Below are 16,757 nucleotides of genomic sequence, written 5' to 3'. Positions count from 1 at the left end.
GATGCGGACTAAAGTCCTCACTACAAACCAAGATGGATGCGGACTAAAGTCCTCACTACAAACCAAGATGGATGCGGACTAAAGTCCTCACTACAAACCAAGATGGATGCGGACTAAAGTCCTCACTACAAACCAAATTATAATTGATGGATGCGGATATGATATCAGATAGAATAATAAAGTGGAAATGACTTGGCATCTTTCGGCTTGACGAACACTCTTTGCTGCGGCTGCAACTGCAAGTTATCGAATCTTTCTCTCGTCAAATTAGCATTCAGCACTTGACCGTCATCTAAGGTTAATTCTACCTGGATTTCCCATCCCAAATGAATCAAACGACTGATTCTTGCAGGCACTGTTGCACTATTTTCGGTAGTTTCAATTACTACGTCGTGAGGGCGCAAGAACATCTCTGGGTTGGCCGAGTCAAAGCCGTTGTCTTGAAACATTCTCGAACTGCTGGGCAAGACATTCACGGGCCCGATAAAACTCATGACGAAGGCACTCGCTGGATGGTCGTAAATTTCTGCGGGCGTGCCTACTTGTTCGATTTTACCTTTATTCATTACTGTAATTCGATCGGCAACTTCCATCGCTTCTTCTTGGTCGTGCGTCACAAAGACTGTGGTAACGTGCACTTCGTCGTGGAGTCTTCGCAACCAAGCGCGCAAGTCTTTGCGGACTTTGGCATCGAGAGCTCCAAAAGGTTCGTCTAGCAGCAATACTTTTGGTTCGACAGCTAGGGCTCTGGCAAGGGCTACCCGCTGACGCTGGCCTCCTGAAAGTTGCGACGGGTATCTGTCGCCCAATCCTCCCAATTGAACTAAATTTAACAATTCTTCTACGCGAGATTTGACTTTCGTTGGTGGAGTTTTCTGAATTTCCATGCCGAAAGCGATGTTTTTTCGCACTGTCATGTGCTTGAATAGCGCGTAGTGCTGAAAGACAAATCCAATTTTGCGGTCTTGGACGCTAGTATTGGTGGCATCTTGACCTGTCAGCCAGATTTTGCCGGAGTCGGGCATTTCTAAACCTGCAATCAGTCGCAGCAGCGTAGACTTACCTGAACCAGACGGGCCCAGCAGTGCAACTAGGGAACCTGATTCAATTTTCAAGCTGACTCGATCGAGTGCTTGGAAACTGCCAAACTGTTTTGATACGTCTTCTACAACTATTCCCATAGGAAATTCGGCAACGGATGAGTGTAATGGATTTAACGGATGTTGAGCTTTGAGGTTCGAGGAAAGAGCGAAAAAAGTTAATCCCCGGTTTATGGATAGATTTATGTAAGATTTTATAGCACGATCGCACATCCGTTGCTTAATTTTAGGGTTTTGGCGATCGCACATCCGTTTTTAGATTGGAGATTTTAGATTTGAGATTTACTTGCAGCGCAGTGAATTTGGAACATTGAATAGGAGTCTGAACTTTTGGCCTCTCTACCACAGCCCTGAGAAGCTTTGTCTTCGTTTTTGGGCGGTGTCAAACACCGGAAAATTCACAAAAATCCACGTCTATAACAAAACAACACAATTATTTGCCACCAAAGTTGGCGTTTGGTACTACAATGCAGCAAAAGTTCAAGCGTTTTTGACTTCAAAGGCTGAGGGGATAAAGGAAAATGGGAGATGTTAGACCTGTGCCTGTAGGCATAGTTGGCGCTTCAGGTTATGGCGGCGTACAACTGGTGCGGCTGCTGGCGGATCACCCAGCGGCAGAAGTAGTGTATTTAGGCGGGGATAGCAGTGCGGGAAAACCTTTTTCCAGCCTTTATCCGCATCTGACTAACTGCATTGATTTGACTGTAGAGGCGATCGACCTAGATAAAATAGCGGCAAAATGTGAAGTTGTGTTTCTGTCGCTGCCGAACGGTTTGGCTTGCCAAATGGCACCGACGCTGATCGAAAAAGGCTGCAAAGTCTTGGATTTGTCGGCTGACTACAGATTTGAAAATCTGGACACTTATAAAGCTTGGTACGGCGGCGAGCGATCGGACTCTGAAGTCGCTGCAACGGCTGTTTACGGTTTGCCAGAATTGTATCGCGATCGCATTAAAAACGCTCAATTAGTAGGCTGTGCCGGCTGTTACGTCACGGCTAGTTTATTAGCCCTGGCACCTTTACTCAAACAAGGTCTGATTGTGCCAGAAACAGCAATTATCGACGCCAAATCAGGATCTTCGGGAGGGGGCCGCAAAGCCGAAGTTAATCTGTTGTTGGCAGAAGCGGACAATTCCATAGGGGCTTACGGCGTTGCGCGCCACCGCCACACCCCAGAAATTGAGCAAGTTTGCAGCGATTTAGCGGGACAAGATATCAAAGTCCAATTTACTCCCCACCTGATGCCGATGGTGCGGGGAATTCTGGCAACTGTTTACGCAAATTTGCGCGATCCGGGATTAGTGCGGGAAGATTTAATTACGATTTTCACCGCTTTTTACCGCAATTCTCCTTTGGTAAAAGTGTTGCCTGCTGGCGTTTATCCGCAATCTAAATGGGCTTGCGGCACGAATCTTTGTTACATTGGCGTGGAAGTCGATCCGCGTACCGATCGGGTAATTGTGATGTCGGCGATCGACAATTTAATTAAAGGTCAAGCCGGTCAAGGCATCCAGTGCATGAACTTGATGATGGGTTGGGAAGAAACTTTGGGTTTGCCGAAATTGGCTTTCTATCCTTAATTGTTAATTGGTAATACCCAGATTTAACTGGAATAAATGTCGCTTGTAGTCGAGACCCGATCCCCCTAAATCCCCCTTAAGAAGGGGGACTTTGAATGCTTCTTGTCCCCCCCCTTTATTAAGGGGGTTAGGCAGGAAATTAGGTACGTAGTTGCGCTTCAGCGCTCTTTGCTAATCTTATAAAGAGCGCTGAAGCGCAACTACGTACCTTGGCCCACGATCTACCAAGTTTTATTGTGGCCCGTAACCGATCGTCCCAGCATAAATTGCCCGATCGCCCAATTCGTCCTCAATCCGCAATAAACGGTTATACTTAGCAACCCGTTCGCTGCGGCACAGAGAACCAGTCTTGATTTGACCGGCGCGAGTCGCTACCGCTAAATCAGCAATTGTAGTATCTTCAGTTTCACCGGAACGGTGGCTGATTACCGATCGATAGCTGTTGCGCTTCCCGAGGTCGATCGTATCCAAAGTCTCAGTCAAAGAACCAATTTGATTCAGCTTAATCAAAATCGAATTGCTAGCTTTCAAATCAATCCCTTTTTGCAAGCGCGTGCGATTGGTAACAAACAAATCGTCACCCACCAACTGAACCTTGCTACCCATTCTCTGAGTCAGCGCCACCCAACTATCCCAATCGTCTTCGTGCAAACCATCTTCAATGGAAACGATCGGATATTGACCGACTAAACCCTCCAAATAATCGATTAATTCGGTAGGCGAATGAGCAACACCGTCGTAGGTGTACTTCCCATCTTTGTAAAATTCGCTAGCAGCAACATCCAAAGCCAAAGCAACTTGTTCCCCAGGCTTGTAACCAGCTTTTTCAATTGCCATCACCAACAAATCCAAAGCTTCCTGATTGGAACCCAAATTAGGAGCAAAACCGCCTTCATCGCCAACACCAGTCAGCAAATTTTTGTCTTTTAAGACTTTAGCGAGACTAGCAAATACTTCTGCACCCCAGCGCAAAGCTTCCTTAAAAGAAGGTGCTCCCACCGGTACAATCATAAACTCTTGAATGTCTACGTTGTTGTCGGCGTGGGAACCGCCGTTGATGACGTTCATCAAAGGTACGGGTAAAACGTTAGCCAAAGCGCCACCCAAGTAGCGGTAAAGGGGTATTTGTAAAGTCTCGGCGGCCGCCTTTGCTGTGGCTAGGGAGACTCCGAGAATGGCATTAGCGCCGAGGTTAGACTTGTTGGGGGAACCGTCCAAGTCAATCATGGTGCGATCGATTAATGGTTGGTCGATCGCATCCAGATTAGCCAAAGCGGGAGCAATTTTGTGTTCGACGTTAGCAACCGCTTTCAAAACTCCCTTACCACCGTAGCGGCTTTTGTCATCGTCGCGGAGTTCGTGGGCTTCAAAAGAGCCTGTAGACGCGCCGCTGGGCACTTGGGCGAGTCCGACAACACCATTGGCTAGATACACTTCAGCTTCGATGGTAGGGCGGCCGCGGGAGTCGAGGATTTCTCTGGCTTTGATAGATTCGATCGCAGTGTCTTGCATATTAACGATTCCTGACTTTGCTCAAGGTTTGATGACATTTGGCAGTCTGTCGGTTCTCCCACACTGACTGCTGACGGGTAATAGAGTACGCGATCCCGAGAATTATTGGCGCAGAGTTCAAAATATTTGCGGATTTGGGCGAAATCCAAGTGTCAATAAGCTGTGCTTGTTGAATATTTGTGGCAATTTTGACAGTCATTTAATTTGTTTAACCGCAGATTCACGCACATTTGTTAATTGGAACATTTATTAAAATAAGACTGTCTAGAAAGTTCATATCAATCAATCAGGGAAAACTTAAATGTTAGAAACAAATCTCGGAACAGTTAAAGCCTCAGCTATCGACTCCGATCGAATTATTCCCGATCCACCAAACATCAAATTGCTCACAGGGCCTTTGCCAAATCCCAGCGATCCCAACTTTTTCGACCTTACTCCCAACAACGATACAGTTCAATTAGCAAACGGAATTCTCCGCAACACTCCCGGAGGTTTGCGAGCCTTAGCAGGCGACGATTTTGTCCGAGGTTCCGGTGGTGCGGAACTGATGAATGGGAATGGGGGCGCAGATACTTTAATCGGAGGTTGTGGCAATGATACTATTCGCGGCGGTCAAGATTTTGACATACTGTATGGAGAATGTGGCAACGATTTACTCAGCGGCAATCAAGGCAATGACTACGCCTATGGAGGCACAGGAAATGATTTTGTTAGAGGCGGTCAAGGCACCGACAATTTAGTAGGAGACAGCGGCAACGATACTCTAATCGGTGATGCTGGCATTGACAAACTTTGGGGAGGAGAAGGCGCAGATTTGTTTGTCCTCCGCAGAGAAGCTGGAGCAACTTCGCGTGAAATTGGTTCCGATCAACCACGTCCTGCTGGCACTTTTACGGTAGATGAAGTGCCTGCCGATTTTATTCTCGATTACAATCCTGCCCAAGGAGATGTCATTGGATTGGCCGGAGGACTGACGCGAAATGATATTGTTTTGACCGAAAAGTTTTTAACAATTGGTGATGCCAGAGATTACGACAGCAGCGGCCCTTTTCCTCCGGGAATCCCTCGCACTGCTGATTTTAGAGTCGTGAACACTAAGGCGACGCTGATTCGGGAAGCTAGTACCGGCAATATCTTGGGTTTGGTGAGGGATGTTTCGCCGGCTCAACTTCAGTTTACCTCTGTGTCTGATAGTACGATCGCCCTTGGGTAATCATCCTAAGTTTGATCGTTCGGACTTCAGTCCTTAGAGAGGACTAAAGTCCGAACGATCAAACCATTTGTCTAGTTTTCCAATAATCAAGGACAAAATAACTCAGATGTTAGAAACAAATATCGGACAACTTCAAGCATCAACTCAAAACCTCGATCCAATTATTCCCGATCGCCCCAACATCAGATTAGTAACTGCGCCGTTCAATCCTGGTAGCGACCCCAACTTTTTTTACCTGACTCCCAATGGTGATGTTGCCCAATTAGCCAAAGGACTTTTATCGAATACTCCCGGCGGATTACTAGCATTAGCAGGCGACGATTTTGTCAGAGGTTCCGAGGATGCAGAAGCAATCAATGGCAATGCTGGCTCGGATGTTTTAATCGGAGGTTTCGGTAATGATACTCTTTGGGGCGGTCAAGATTCTGACATTCTTTACGGAGAACAGGGCAACGACTCAATCAATGGCAATCAAGGTGCTGATGTAGTTTATGGAGGCACTGGGAATGACTTTATTCGGGGGGGTCAAGGGAATGATGCTTTAGTCGGAGACAGTGGAGACGATATTCTGGTTGGTGATGCTGGAGTCGATCGACTTTGGGGAGGAGAAGGCGCAGATTTGTTTGTCCTCCGCAAAGAAGCAGGAGCAACATCGCGGGAATTTGGTTCGGATCGACCCCGTCCTATCGGAACTCTTCCCTCTCCTCTAGACGAAGTACCAGCAGATTTTATTCTCGATTACAATCCAGCCCAAGGAGATGTAATTGGACTGGCAGAAGGGCTGACTCGAAATGATATTGTTTTGAGTGAAAAGTTTATCACAATTGGTGACGCCAGACTGTACGATAGTAATGGCCCGATTCGTCCGGGAACCCCTCAAACTCTTGAGTTTAGAAGTTTAGACACGAAGGCGACGGTGATTCGGGAAGCGAACACTGGCAATATTTTGGGTTTGGTGAAAGAAGTTTCGCCGAGTCAACTTCGGTTTAATCTTGTGGGTCTCGATGTGAGAACCTTTGCATAGGATTTGTGAAAAAACCCGGTTTCTTAGATGACTCGCGGGTGGCCAGAAACCGGGTTTTTACGAAAATTGTTGGTGAGAACGTAGAAACTCAAAAAAACCCGGTTTCTTAGATGACTCGCCAGGGGCCAGAAATTCTCACAAAGTCAAAATCAAAAATACTTCCACTTGATTATCAAAGGAGATATAATAGGAATAAGTAAGTGAGTTATCAATCTATTATGTCTGCCAAAGATATTTTTCATGAAGTTGTCAAAACAGCTTTACAAAAGGACGGCTGGCGCATCACCCACGATCCGTTTCAAATTAGTGTGGGTGGTGTAGATATGTCGATCGACCTGGGTGCCGAAAAGCTGATTGCGGCAGAACGGCAAGGCGATAAAATTGCTGTTGAGGTGAAAAGTTTTTTGGCAAAGTCGTCACCCATCTCGGAATTCCATAGAGCCTTGGGGCAGTTCATAAATTATCGAGCAGCACTGAAGCAAAAAGAAGGCGATCGCACCTTGTATTTAGCTGTACCGTTAATAACTTATGAAGAATTTTTTCAACTGGAGTTTCCGAAAGCAAGGGTTGAAGAAAATGAGCTTAAAATAATAGTCTATGATATAGCAAGTGAGGCAATTGTAAAATGGAGAAATTAATAAAATATCGACAAATTGTGCAGCAAATGTTACAGGAGTATGGCAAGCGCAAGCCGGCTCACGGAGATATTGAAGTCGAGACAATTTTTGATACAGAACGAGATCACTACCAAGTCTTCCTGGTGGGTTGGGATGACCAAAAGAGAGTACATCACTGTAGCATTCACATTGATATTAAGCGCGGGAAAATTTGGCTTCAGTGGAATGCGACTGAAGATGATATTGCTGAGGATTTAGTAATAGCAGGAGTTCCCAAGGAGGATATAGTTTGGGGATTTCAGCCGCCTTTGATGCGGAAATATACGGGTTATGCAGTGGAATAGAGAGTAAATCGGCGAGAAAACCCGGTTTCTTAGATGCTCGCGAGGGGCAGAAACCGGGTTTTTACGAAAATTGTTGGTGACAGCGCAGAAACTCAAAAAAACCCGGTTTCTTAGATTCCTCGCGAGTGCCCAGAAACCGGGTTTTTACGAAAATTGTTGGTGACAGCGCAGAAACTCAAAAAAACCCGGTTTCTTCGATTGCGGGTGGGCAGAAACTGGGTTTTTATGGACTCGTATCGAGAGGCTTTTTAAGTTTCAGCTTAACATTGGTTCCTTTTTTCAGGACAACTTCACCACCAGGACTAGACAAGACATAAGCCGCTGCTGCTCCACCTCCAGCTACAGCACCCTGCTTGAAGTTCGCTTTATCACCAAGGAATTTACCGGCCACTGCTCCAGCTAAAATAATGCCAGCATTCTGAACAAACTTGCCTTTGGTTTTGGTTTCTACCTGAGTATTTACTAAGGTAACATCAAGGGGAGCGGCTGCACCATTTGCGAGTTTAATGTCATCAAAAACTAGATGCAAACTCGCTTTTTTGCCTTTAGCTGCTTTGACAACATCTTCGAGATGTCCCTGAATCACGGCATCTTTAAGGGTTTTATTGCCTCCTTTGACTCGCAGAGTAAAACGATCGTTGTTGCGGTTTTTACCCGTGGATAAATCTTGTTGGAGAATCGTATCAAAACTGGTTCCAGCAGGGATGGCGGCTGCCTGATTTTTCAGCTTACCGGAAGTAGCGCTGCTTTGGTTGGCCGGAGCAGAAGTTTTGCCGATCGGCTCGCTTGAGTTCTGACAAGCAACAGTGTTACTCAGTAATACGGCACCGAGTAGTAAGGGGATTAACTTTTTCATCGTTGGTGTCTCCGATTCAATAGGCTATCAGAATCAGATTAGCCTAAAAGCCAACGCTAGCATAAAGGAAGCAATATTTTACTACATTTTGGGCGATCGCCCACCATACATCACTACTTATTTTTGACCACTAAATGCTTCTATCCTATGTGCAGCAGAGGCTTTAGAGTGCGTAACTACCGCAGCAGGGGGGTAAGTTCCGGTTAAGATTGCCAAAAATCTGCCACATCATATCCCATTTCGCCGAGCATTTGCCGCAGCAAAGGCAAACTCAAACCAATCACATTGGTGTGACAGCCTTCGATTTTTTCCACAAAAAAGCCGCCTTTGCCTTCGAGTGCAAAACAGCCAGCACAGGCGAGAGGTTCTCCCGTAGCAACGTAAGCCGCAACTTGACGCGAGGTAACTTCCGCAAAATAAACTTTTGTAACTTGACAGCGAATGAGCGATCGATCCATTGCCTCATCAAAGTTATCAAATCTCGTATCAATTAAAGCATGACCCGTATAAAGTTCGCCTACTTTACCGCGCATTTTTTGCCAGCGCGAGATTGCTTCGTCGGCATCCTTGGGTTTGCCGTGAATTTCACCATCAATGACCAAAATTGAATCGCATCCCAACACTAAACACGCTTTGGGATTGGGGATTTGCGGGTGAGAATTAGCCAGCAAAAAACTAGCTACAGCGTCAGCTTTTCCCTCTGCTAAAACCTGGACTAATTTAGTAGCATCCCTCATTTTTATTTGCCCTTCATCAAAGTCGCTGGGGCAAATCACAGCTTGAATGCCTGCATTGCTTAGCAGGCTGCGGCGCGCCGGGGAAGCTGAAGCTAATACAAAAGTTGGAATCTTCATAATTAATAAGTTATTTGTTACTTGTTATTAGTTATTTGTTACTTGTTATTAGTTATTTGCTGTGGTTGGTTGTTAGTTGTCATTTGTCCTATGTTTCTTGTTAGTTCTTGGTTCTCAAACCAATAGCCAACAACCAACAACCAATAACCAACAACCAACAACCAGCAACCAACAACCAACAACCAACAACCAATAACTAATAACTAATAACTAATAGACAGAGAAAGATTTAACAACTTTCTCAAAAGCTTCTTTGACTTTCGGCCAGCGTTCTTCGGTAGTGGAAACGTTAAGGGTAAATAGTTTGCCGCGGCTGACTGCTACGCTGGCTAAGTTGTGCCGTTGTTGGTTTGGAAGCTTGACGGCGTATTCTAAAATGTAATAGTTTTTCGATCGCGATTCGCGACTTCCTGCATTGACTAATTCAGCTTCGCGGCCGGAATCAACAGGAGCGATGGCACTTTTGCTAAGCTTGTATCCGACATCCGTTGGCGTGCCCAAATCTGCGAGAGTTTTGTTCCCAGCCACTGGACTGATGACCACGCTGACATTCTCGGTTTGCTGGATCAAATCGCGGAACACCACATCGGGCCCGTCAGAAACTGCGATCGGCAACCAGCCGTTAGGATAAAGAAATTGATAGCCGTCGCCAGTATCAACGTAGCTTTTGAGTCCGGTAGCTACAGAGACACAACCGGTCAAGCTGAGAGAGAAAACCACCAGAAGTATTGCTGCAATTCGTTTGAGCATTATTTTTACAAGTACCGTAACACTAAAATATTTAATTTAAATTGTCTCATCAAACCTTGCAAAAATAGTTAAGCTATGGATCGCCAATTGTGTATTGCTGGCAAGCCATAGCCGTACAGTTTAATTTTAAACAAAGTTATTACAGGTTAGTTAGCCAGCTAATCAGTCCGTGCTTGGTAGAAACTTCTAAAGCCAAGAGAGAAACAAAACCAATCATGGCAAGGCGGCCGTTCAAGCGTTCTGCGTAGGGTGTAAAGCCTGTGCGGGCTTCATCGTCAATGTATACTTTGGGCTCGATCGCAAAATTGTTCATTTTACCGTCGTTGTCAAGTAGTAAGCCTCTGTCAGCCATGTCAGTGTCCTAAGTTGTTTTTGGTGTAATGTAAACTAATGTAACAGACTTATGAAGAGATGTAAAGGATTATGAGTTTTTTTTTCAAAGTCGCGACTCAGATACCAGTTTTCCCCAAAAATCCAACGGGCTGACAAGCTCGAAACCCCTATAGAATAAGTAATTCCCAACCTAAAATCTCAAATCTTAAATTTCAAATGGTATGACTCTAGGCAGTAGACTCATGCTCCCGGAGGGGGGAGGATAGAGTTGACAGGTGCAAAAGTCGATGGTGTGGCAAATCCCAGTCTGGGTTTGACGAAAATAGTGGAAGAATGGAGGAAAAATTTATGCGGGCCAGTCTGGAAATGCGGTGGTTTTATAGCGGTGCGCTGCCAAAACCGATCGGGCAATGGTTTGGAAGCGAGAGTCTGGGCGGGTATCTATCCCCGCCTGAAGAGCGAGAAGATTTATATTTGCTGATACCTAGTTGCGACTACTTGGGAGTAAAACTGCGCGGGAAAAATTTACAAGTAAAGTGGCGGCAGGAAGAATTGGGGGTGATGCACTTCGGCAACCGCTGGGAAGGCAAAGTCGAGAAATGGCTGAAGTGGATATGTGCCGACACGATGGCGCCACTACCGGCGGATATGATGGCGACTGGAAAGTGGGTAAAGGTGAAAAAAAAGCGAGCCCAGCGTCTTTACCAAGTTTCTGCCCCGGGCGTGCTCATGTCTGTGCCTGTCGAAGCCCCAATTCCCCAAGGCTGCATTGTAGAAATTACTCAGTTAAATGTTAACGGCACTGCGTCGTGGACTTTGGGATTTGAAGCGTTTGGCAGCGAAAGTTTTTTGGCCGAAAGCCTGCAAACAGTAGCTAATTGGACTAGCAAGAGTTATCAGGCGCAAAAGTTGAAAGCTGAGGATTCTTCTGGTTATCCGATTTGGCTGGCTGGTAATTGACACTCCCCGTGAAGACAGCAGCGGGGATTCTTTGTTCATAGACTCAACTTGCTCAAACAGGATTTCTCCAGCTTCCAGTAGAGGTCGAATTTCCCAAAGCGTTCGGGTCTAAGACCCAAGTTCCGGTATGCCCTACCGTACTCAAGGCTAATTTCAGAATATTAATCGCGGCATTCCAGTCCCTGTCCATAACAAATCCACATTCACAAGCGTGGGTTCTTACGGATAGGGATTTTTTGACGATTGCGCCACAATTAGAACATTTCTGTGAAGTATAAGCAGGATTAACGGCAACCGTTACCCGACCAAACTTTACACCAAAATATTCCAACCACTTTCTGAATTGATACCAACCAGCATCATTAATCGACTTAGCGAGACAGTGATTTTTTACTAGGTTCTTAATCCTCAAATCTTCGTAGGCTACCAAATCGTTAGATTGGATTACGCAACGCGCCAGTCTCTTGGCGTGTTCTTCACGTTGCCTGCTTATTTTGAGGTGCGATCGCCCTAATCGATTAATTGCTTTCTTGCGGTTGGCAGAGCCTTTCTTTTTGCGAGAAACACGGCGCTGTCGAAACTTCAACCGTTTCTCGCTGATTCGATAAAACTTGGGATTCGGTTCGGTATGACCGTCAGAGTCTGTATAAAACTCTTTGAGCCCCACGTCCAATCCAACTGTCTTACCTGCTGGCGCTGTATTCACATTGTTGTCGGCACTGATTGCAAACTGAACGTAGTAACCGTCAGCGCGACGTATTAATCTAACCCGTTTTATCCGATCGATCTGGTAGAAGTTTAGATCCCACGTCCCTTTTAGTTTGAGCTTGCCAATTCCCTTTTTATCGGTGAACGTGATTTGTTTACGAGTTTCCGAAAGTTTCCAACCGCTGACTTTGTACTCAACAGACCGACTGTTTTTCTTGAAAGTCGGATAACCTTTCTTTCCGGGAACGGCTTTCTTGCAGTTGTCGTAAAACCGAGCAATCGCAGAATAAGCCCTTTCCACAGAAGCTTGGCAAGCACTAGAATTCAAATCTTTGACAAAGGCAAACTCTTCTCTGAGTTCCGTGCTGTGACGGTACAATTCTTTCTGTCCCACTCCTCGGTTGTCGATCCAGAAACGGACGCACTTATTGCGAACGAACTGAGTAGTTTTGATTGCCTCGTCTATTGCTGCGTACTGATTTGGTTTTCCTTTAGCCTTGAATTCTAGGACAAACATTTTACGTGGGAAGCCACTACGTTACAATTCTAACACAAAGCCGTCCTAAAAGAACGGGGCTTTAAACCCAAGTTTTTGGTAAGGAGAGGGAGAGGGGGAGAGAGGGGGAGAGGGGGAGAGAATTTGAAACTTTTCTTGAAAGCTCTTTTTCTGAATCTGTGGAATAGCGATTCGGCGTTGCTGATTTACGGTATGAAAGGCTAAATAGGTCTGTCATAGAAACCAGTATCCACAAAGGTTTTGGATTTTAAACTTATTTTTTTCATACCATGATTAAGCAACGCCCGATTCAGATACTTCCAGCCTGGATATGTTGAAAAGTCAACCGGATTCCCTTCTCTGGCATTCTCCATTCTGCGATTCTATCCCTCTCTATTCTCTCATTCTCCTACTCAGACATATTAGCCACTCGATCGGCACTTCTAAGAATTTGACAAGCCAAAATCGCTGCCCCAAACCCATTATCAATATTAACCACACCCACACCAGCCGCACAAGAATTGAGCATAGTTAAAAGAGGAGCAATCCCCCCAAAACTCGCGCCGTAACCTACACTTGTCGGCACAGCAATCACCGGACAATCCGCCAAACCCGCAACCACACTCGCCAAGGCACCTTCCATACCAGCAACCGCAATCAACACATCAGCATCATCAATTACGTGCCGGTTGCTAAGCAAGCGGTGAATGCCGGCAACCCCCACATCCCACAAACGCCGCACCCCAAAACCGCAAAGTTCCGCAGTCACAGCCGCCTCTTCCGCCACAGGCAAATCCGCTGTTCCGGCACTGATAATAGTCACAGTACCCGGACGCTGGGGAGTTGGGGATTTCTCAGAAATTGCACAAATTCTGGCTTTTTGGTAGTAGCACAAGTCGGGTATTTTTTGTTGCAATTTCTCAAAAACCTCTGGTTCAATTCGCGTCGCCATCACCGCAGGATTTCGTCCCCGCATCGCCCCGATAATCTCAACAATTTGGTCTGGTGTTTTTCCCGGGCCCCAGATAACTTCAGGAAAACCGGTTCTTAAGGTGCGGTGGTGGTCAATTTTGGCAAAATCGCCGACTTGTTCAAAGTCAAAATGCTTTAATTTGTCCAAAGCTGCGATCGGGCTAACATCGCCGGCCGCAACAGATTCGAGTAACTTCTGTAAAATTTCAGGTTCCATGAACTAATGATATCTTCTGGGTTCAAACAACAACACTTAAGATGGGTTCGTAGTAAGGACTTCAGTCCTTCTTTCTGAGGACTAAAGTCCTCATTACTTAAGATTGGTTCGTAGTGAGGACTTCAGTCCTTCTTTCTGACGACTAAAGTCCTCATTACTTTAAGATGGGTTCGTAGTAAGGACTTCAGTCCTTCTTTCTGACGACTAAAGTCCTCATTACTTAAGATGGGTTCGTAGTGAGGACTTTAGTCCTTCTTTCTGAGGACTAAAGTCCTCACTACGAACCAATAATGACTATTCAGTAATTTTCAGTTCGTACAAATTCCAGAAAGCACCGCCGATCGCACTATAGCGAATTCCCGAAATGCGATCGCGCACCGCCTCAAAAGTCAGCGGATTCACCATGTAAATAAAAGGCACTTGTTCCGCTATAATCCGCTGAGTCTCCCCATACAGTTCCTTGCGCTTCGCCTCATCCAGCTCCTGGGACGCCTTCACATACAAGTCATCAATTTTCTGCTCCCAGTCGTAGACTTCCCAACCCTTAATCGGCGGTTCTCCGGCTTGCGGGCCCTGGTTGAAACTGTGCAAAGTCCCCTTGACAGACCAAATATTGTAGCCGCTGTGCGGTTCAGTACCTCCAGTAAAACCGCCAAGGTAAGTATCCCAATTTTTAGTCAGGCGCAGCTTTTCCACATAAGTATTAAAACTCAGGAACTGCGTATCAACTTCCATCCCCAGCTTACCCAAATCTTGCTTAATTTGCGTTCCCATTTGCTCCCGCACTTTTTTGCCGGCGGCCATCAACAAAGTAAACCGCACTTTGTTGCCCTCAGCATCCAACAATTCGCCGTTACTATTATACTTGAATCCTGCACTTAACAGTAACTCTTTCGATTTTTGCGGGTCGTAATTGTAAGTTTTCAATCCCTGTTCTGGAGACAAGTAGAACGGACTTTGTGCCGGAATTGGGGAATGCAGCGGCGCGCCAAGTCCGCGATAGATATTGTTAGTCATGCTGTCGCGGTTGATGCCGTAGGCGATCGCCTGCCGAAACTCCTTAATCGCGAACCAGCGAGACTTAACCGGGTCTACAAACGGCTGATTTTGAGCGTTACGCCCCTTATTCAGATTGAAACCCATAAACACGCTGCCAGTGTCCGGGCCGCCGTTGAATATCGTATATTTGCCGCGTTTTTCCTCCCGTTTCAGCAGCGGAAACACCTCCGGCTGCACGTCCAGAGTATCCAAATCGCCCGATCGAAAATTCAGCAGTTGATTGTCAGTATTTTCGATAATTTGCCAGACTATTTGCTGGATGTAAGGCTGACTGTTACCCTCTGTATCTTTGCGCCAAAAATATGGATTTCGTTCCAAAACAACGCGCTGGTTGGGAGTATAGCTCAGCATTCGGTATTGGCCGTTACCGACAATTTTTTTAGGGTCAGTATCCGTACCCCAAGCAGACAGGAATTTAGGCTTGCCGTCAGCTTCTGTCTGGGTGGCAGCTTCCCGCAAGATATGAGCTGGTAAAATTGGTATTCCCCCAGCAAATCTAATAAAAGGAGCAAAAGGTTCTGGCACTGAAAATTCAATGCGGCGGCTGTCAATTTTTTTGAGTTTGGGCAATTGACGGCTGATGCCAACTCTCAGAGTATCTTTCAAGCCGCTAGGAATTTTTTCATTGAAATAAATCTTTTCATAGCTGAAGATAATATCATCAGTTGTCATCGGTTCGCCGTCCGACCATTTCAATCCTTCTCGCAGGGTGAAGACAATCTTTTTGCCATCTTTAGAAACTTCCCAGGATTCAGCTAAACCGGGTTCTAGCTTCGATGTCACCCCGTTTTCATTGAGCAATCCCTCGTACATATAGCCAAACACGCTGTATGCAGACTGATTTAGCGGATAGTTAAACGTGGCGGGGCCGCTGGGGGTGGGAACGACGAGTCTGTTTGCTAATTGCGATCGGGCTGGAGTGCACGCAGACAGAGTTATCGCGGCAATTACCGCCAGTAAAATCAAGAGCGATCGTAGTTTTGAATATAACATCGTAGAATTTTTCATAGCTTTTAAATATACCATTTCCGTCCAACTACGACTGAGATTGCAACCACCCTAGAAAGTCTTCAGTACGCGAAAAATACTTGGTTATCCCTACTTCCCGCAAAGCATCTTGAACTGATGGCAGACCAAATTCCTTTGTATTATTGCTCAAAAATACCTTAACTTGATTAGGTTGTAAGTGTGCATGGTTCAAAATGCAGTTGAGAATTAAATTGTCTGTCGGGTCTTCTTCAATAAAAATTGAATCCAAATTTTCTCGAAGTATTTGCGCTGTTAATTGGATCATTTCTACCTTGGCAACCAACAAATCAAGAGCATTAAAAAGACGTGCATTAATATCATTGAGCAGCCCCTCATTCTCGGTAAGGGCTTCCTCTAAGTGGAAGACAAGAGACTGGGCAGATGCTGAAGTTTTATCTCGCTTTAGCTGACTGATTTGTTTTTGCATTTCACCGAAAAAACGGTTGCGTCGCTTGATCTCGTCTTCTAAAGCTGATAGTGCTTCCATGCAGCAAATATCTGGTATTGCTATGTTGACTGATGTCGGTACACTTAACAACAAGTTGTTAGCATCAGGGTCGCGTCCTGTAGCAATGCTCATCAAAAAGTTAGTCTCGATATATAAAATTGCCACCAATTTCTACTCCTGATTTTGTAGTTCCACCTGCTAGCAGTGGCAGCAAACCGATTTGTTCTATCTGTTCTGACGCAGTTGGAATCTCAGACTTCCAATTATAAGCTAAGTCGCGCAGCCATGCTTCAATCAATCTTGTTAGGTATCGCTTAAATATCCGCTTGTTGTGAAATTCCGGCTCATAATTGCGAAGTATCTCACCAGTGTTTAGAGAACAAACAGGTTCAGATAAATTTACTCCGTCCCATTTGAAAATCTGAATTTGTTCGGTGTCAACAAACATAGCATAGGGAATTATGGTGCGCTGCTCCGACATCTTGGCTAACACAGCTTTCATCCAAGATATCATGTAGTCAGCAATCTTTTGCTTGGCTGCTGGTTCTTGAGCTTGAATAATTTTGACTTCAATCAGCATGACTACCCGATCGTCTTTATCTAATGCGATAATATCAACGTCGATCGGCATTTCGATTTCCAAGTTTGTGGCAAGCATAGATTTGACTCCTAAATCGGTTGACAA

General features: G+C 45.5%; 16 protein-coding genes and 1 pseudogene. 6 read left to right on the top strand and 11 right to left on the bottom strand.

What is annotated here, in order from left to right; genetic code table 11:
* Positions 1 to 164: 164 nt before the first annotated feature.
* Positions 165 to 1,181, bottom strand: coding sequence for a sulfate/molybdate ABC transporter ATP-binding protein (locus QZW82_RS24365; RefSeq protein ID WP_293154119.1), 1,017 nt, complete (start codon positions 1,179 to 1,181; stop codon positions 165 to 167).
* Between the two features lie 440 nt (positions 1,182 to 1,621).
* Here QZW82_RS24365 and argC point away from each other — a divergent pair, with 440 nt between their 5' ends.
* Positions 1,622 to 2,680 (top strand): N-acetyl-gamma-glutamyl-phosphate reductase, encoded by a 1,059-nt coding sequence (argC, locus tag QZW82_RS24360; protein WP_293154116.1) that lies wholly within the window; start codon positions 1,622 to 1,624, stop codon positions 2,678 to 2,680.
* Positions 2,681 to 2,911: 231 nt separating this feature from the next.
* On the opposite strand, the gene eno is transcribed toward argC, so the two are convergent.
* Positions 2,912 to 4,201, bottom strand: a complete 1,290-nt coding sequence (gene eno / locus QZW82_RS24355) for a phosphopyruvate hydratase (RefSeq protein WP_366665090.1) — start codon at positions 4,199 to 4,201, stop codon at positions 2,912 to 2,914.
* 292 nt (positions 4,202 to 4,493) lie between these two features.
* Between eno and QZW82_RS24350 the strand changes: the two genes are divergently transcribed.
* The 4 genes from QZW82_RS24350 (at position 4,494) to QZW82_RS24335 (ending at position 7,390) form a co-directional block, all read left to right on the top strand.
* Positions 4,494 to 5,405: a calcium-binding protein gene (locus QZW82_RS24350; protein WP_293154110.1), complete on the top strand. Its 912-nt coding sequence runs from the start codon at positions 4,494 to 4,496 to the stop codon at positions 5,403 to 5,405.
* Positions 5,406 to 5,511: 106 nt separating this feature from the next.
* Positions 5,512 to 6,429, top strand: a complete 918-nt coding sequence (locus QZW82_RS24345; protein ID WP_293154107.1) for a calcium-binding protein — start codon at positions 5,512 to 5,514, stop codon at positions 6,427 to 6,429.
* Positions 6,430 to 6,647: 218 nt separating this feature from the next.
* Positions 6,648 to 7,067: a XisH family protein gene (locus tag QZW82_RS24340; protein WP_293154140.1), complete on the top strand. Its 420-nt coding sequence runs from the start codon at positions 6,648 to 6,650 to the stop codon at positions 7,065 to 7,067.
* Entirely contained in the window at positions 7,055 to 7,390 is a 336-nt protein-coding gene (locus QZW82_RS24335; protein WP_293154105.1) for a XisI protein, read from the top strand. The genes QZW82_RS24340 and QZW82_RS24335 overlap by 13 nt, the downstream gene beginning before the upstream one ends.
* A 223-nt stretch (positions 7,391 to 7,613) precedes the next feature.
* Here QZW82_RS24335 and QZW82_RS24330 read toward each other — a convergent pair whose 3' ends face one another.
* The 4 genes from QZW82_RS24330 to QZW82_RS24315 form a co-directional block, all read right to left on the bottom strand.
* Entirely contained in the window at positions 7,614 to 8,246 is a 633-nt protein-coding gene (locus tag QZW82_RS24330) for a hypothetical protein (protein ID WP_293154102.1), read from the bottom strand.
* 203 nt (positions 8,247 to 8,449) lie between these two features.
* Complete coding sequence (locus QZW82_RS24325) at positions 8,450 to 9,100, bottom strand: nucleoside triphosphate pyrophosphatase (protein ID WP_293154100.1); 651 nt, start codon at positions 9,098 to 9,100, stop codon at positions 8,450 to 8,452.
* A gap of 210 nt (positions 9,101 to 9,310) precedes the next feature.
* Positions 9,311 to 9,850, bottom strand: coding sequence for a photosystem II reaction center PsbP (psbP, locus tag QZW82_RS24320; RefSeq protein ID WP_293154098.1), 540 nt, complete (start codon positions 9,848 to 9,850; stop codon positions 9,311 to 9,313).
* A gap of 139 nt (positions 9,851 to 9,989) precedes the next feature.
* Positions 9,990 to 10,202: a chlorophyll a/b-binding protein gene (locus QZW82_RS24315; protein WP_293154096.1), complete on the bottom strand. Its 213-nt coding sequence runs from the start codon at positions 10,200 to 10,202 to the stop codon at positions 9,990 to 9,992.
* A gap of 314 nt (positions 10,203 to 10,516) precedes the next feature.
* Between QZW82_RS24315 and QZW82_RS24310 the strand changes: the two genes are divergently transcribed.
* Positions 10,517 to 11,143 (top strand): hypothetical protein, encoded by a 627-nt coding sequence (locus QZW82_RS24310; protein WP_293154091.1) that lies wholly within the window; start codon positions 10,517 to 10,519, stop codon positions 11,141 to 11,143.
* 39 nt (positions 11,144 to 11,182) lie between these two features.
* Here QZW82_RS24310 and QZW82_RS24305 read toward each other — a convergent pair.
* From QZW82_RS24305 to QZW82_RS24285, 5 genes and pseudogenes are all read right to left on the bottom strand, one after another.
* Positions 11,183 to 12,368: pseudogene (locus QZW82_RS24305) on the bottom strand (transposase); the annotation flags it as partial.
* Positions 12,369 to 12,756: 388 nt separating this feature from the next.
* Entirely contained in the window at positions 12,757 to 13,536 is a 780-nt protein-coding gene (larB, locus tag QZW82_RS24300) for a nickel pincer cofactor biosynthesis protein LarB (protein ID WP_293154088.1), read from the bottom strand.
* Positions 13,537 to 13,830: 294 nt separating this feature from the next.
* Positions 13,831 to 15,588 (bottom strand): ABC transporter substrate-binding protein, encoded by a 1,758-nt coding sequence (locus QZW82_RS24295; RefSeq protein WP_293154086.1) that lies wholly within the window; start codon positions 15,586 to 15,588, stop codon positions 13,831 to 13,833.
* Between the two features lie 43 nt (positions 15,589 to 15,631).
* Positions 15,632 to 16,204: a PIN domain-containing protein gene (locus QZW82_RS24290; RefSeq protein ID WP_293154137.1), complete on the bottom strand. Its 573-nt coding sequence runs from the start codon at positions 16,202 to 16,204 to the stop codon at positions 15,632 to 15,634.
* Positions 16,205 to 16,211: 7 nt separating this feature from the next.
* On the bottom strand, positions 16,212 to 16,730 hold the full coding sequence (locus QZW82_RS24285) for a hypothetical protein (RefSeq protein WP_293154084.1): 519 nt from the start codon (positions 16,728 to 16,730) through the stop codon (positions 16,212 to 16,214).
* Positions 16,731 to 16,757: the final 27 nt, after the last annotated feature.

This window comes from Microcoleus sp. bin48.metabat.b7b8b9.023, assembly GCF_013299185.1.
In the GTDB taxonomy this organism is placed as follows: domain Bacteria; phylum Cyanobacteriota; class Cyanobacteriia; order Cyanobacteriales; family Microcoleaceae; genus Microcoleus.
Note: the sequence above shows the minus strand (reverse complement) of the source record. Positions and strands in the feature narration are given on the sequence as shown.

Bases quoted from the DNA above. Each gene is read 5' to 3' on its own strand.
- QZW82_RS24365 (WP_293154119.1), bottom strand. From the start codon at position 1,181: ATGGGAATAGTTGTAGAAGACGTATCAAAACAGTTTGGCAGTTTCCAA.
- argC (WP_293154116.1), top strand. From the start codon at position 1,622: ATGGGAGATGTTAGACCTGTGCCTGTAGGCATAGTTGGCGCTTCAGGT.
- QZW82_RS24350 (WP_293154110.1), top strand. From the start codon at position 4,494: ATGTTAGAAACAAATCTCGGAACAGTTAAAGCCTCAGCTATCGACTCC.
- QZW82_RS24345 (WP_293154107.1), top strand. From the start codon at position 5,512: ATGTTAGAAACAAATATCGGACAACTTCAAGCATCAACTCAAAACCTC.
- QZW82_RS24340 (WP_293154140.1), top strand. From the start codon at position 6,648: ATGTCTGCCAAAGATATTTTTCATGAAGTTGTCAAAACAGCTTTACAA.
- QZW82_RS24335 (WP_293154105.1), top strand. From the start codon at position 7,055: ATGGAGAAATTAATAAAATATCGACAAATTGTGCAGCAAATGTTACAG.
- QZW82_RS24330 (WP_293154102.1), bottom strand. From the start codon at position 8,246: ATGAAAAAGTTAATCCCCTTACTACTCGGTGCCGTATTACTGAGTAAC.
- QZW82_RS24325 (WP_293154100.1), bottom strand. From the start codon at position 9,100: ATGAAGATTCCAACTTTTGTATTAGCTTCAGCTTCCCCGGCGCGCCGC.
- psbP (WP_293154098.1), bottom strand. From the start codon at position 9,850: ATGCTCAAACGAATTGCAGCAATACTTCTGGTGGTTTTCTCTCTCAGC.
- QZW82_RS24315 (WP_293154096.1), bottom strand. From the start codon at position 10,202: ATGGCTGACAGAGGCTTACTACTTGACAACGACGGTAAAATGAACAAT.
- QZW82_RS24310 (WP_293154091.1), top strand. From the start codon at position 10,517: ATGGAGGAAAAATTTATGCGGGCCAGTCTGGAAATGCGGTGGTTTTAT.
- larB (WP_293154088.1), bottom strand. From the start codon at position 13,536: ATGGAACCTGAAATTTTACAGAAGTTACTCGAATCTGTTGCGGCCGGC.
- QZW82_RS24295 (WP_293154086.1), bottom strand. From the start codon at position 15,588: ATGTTATATTCAAAACTACGATCGCTCTTGATTTTACTGGCGGTAATT.
- QZW82_RS24290 (WP_293154137.1), bottom strand. From the start codon at position 16,204: ATGAGCATTGCTACAGGACGCGACCCTGATGCTAACAACTTGTTGTTA.
- QZW82_RS24285 (WP_293154084.1), bottom strand. From the start codon at position 16,730: ATGCTTGCCACAAACTTGGAAATCGAAATGCCGATCGACGTTGATATT.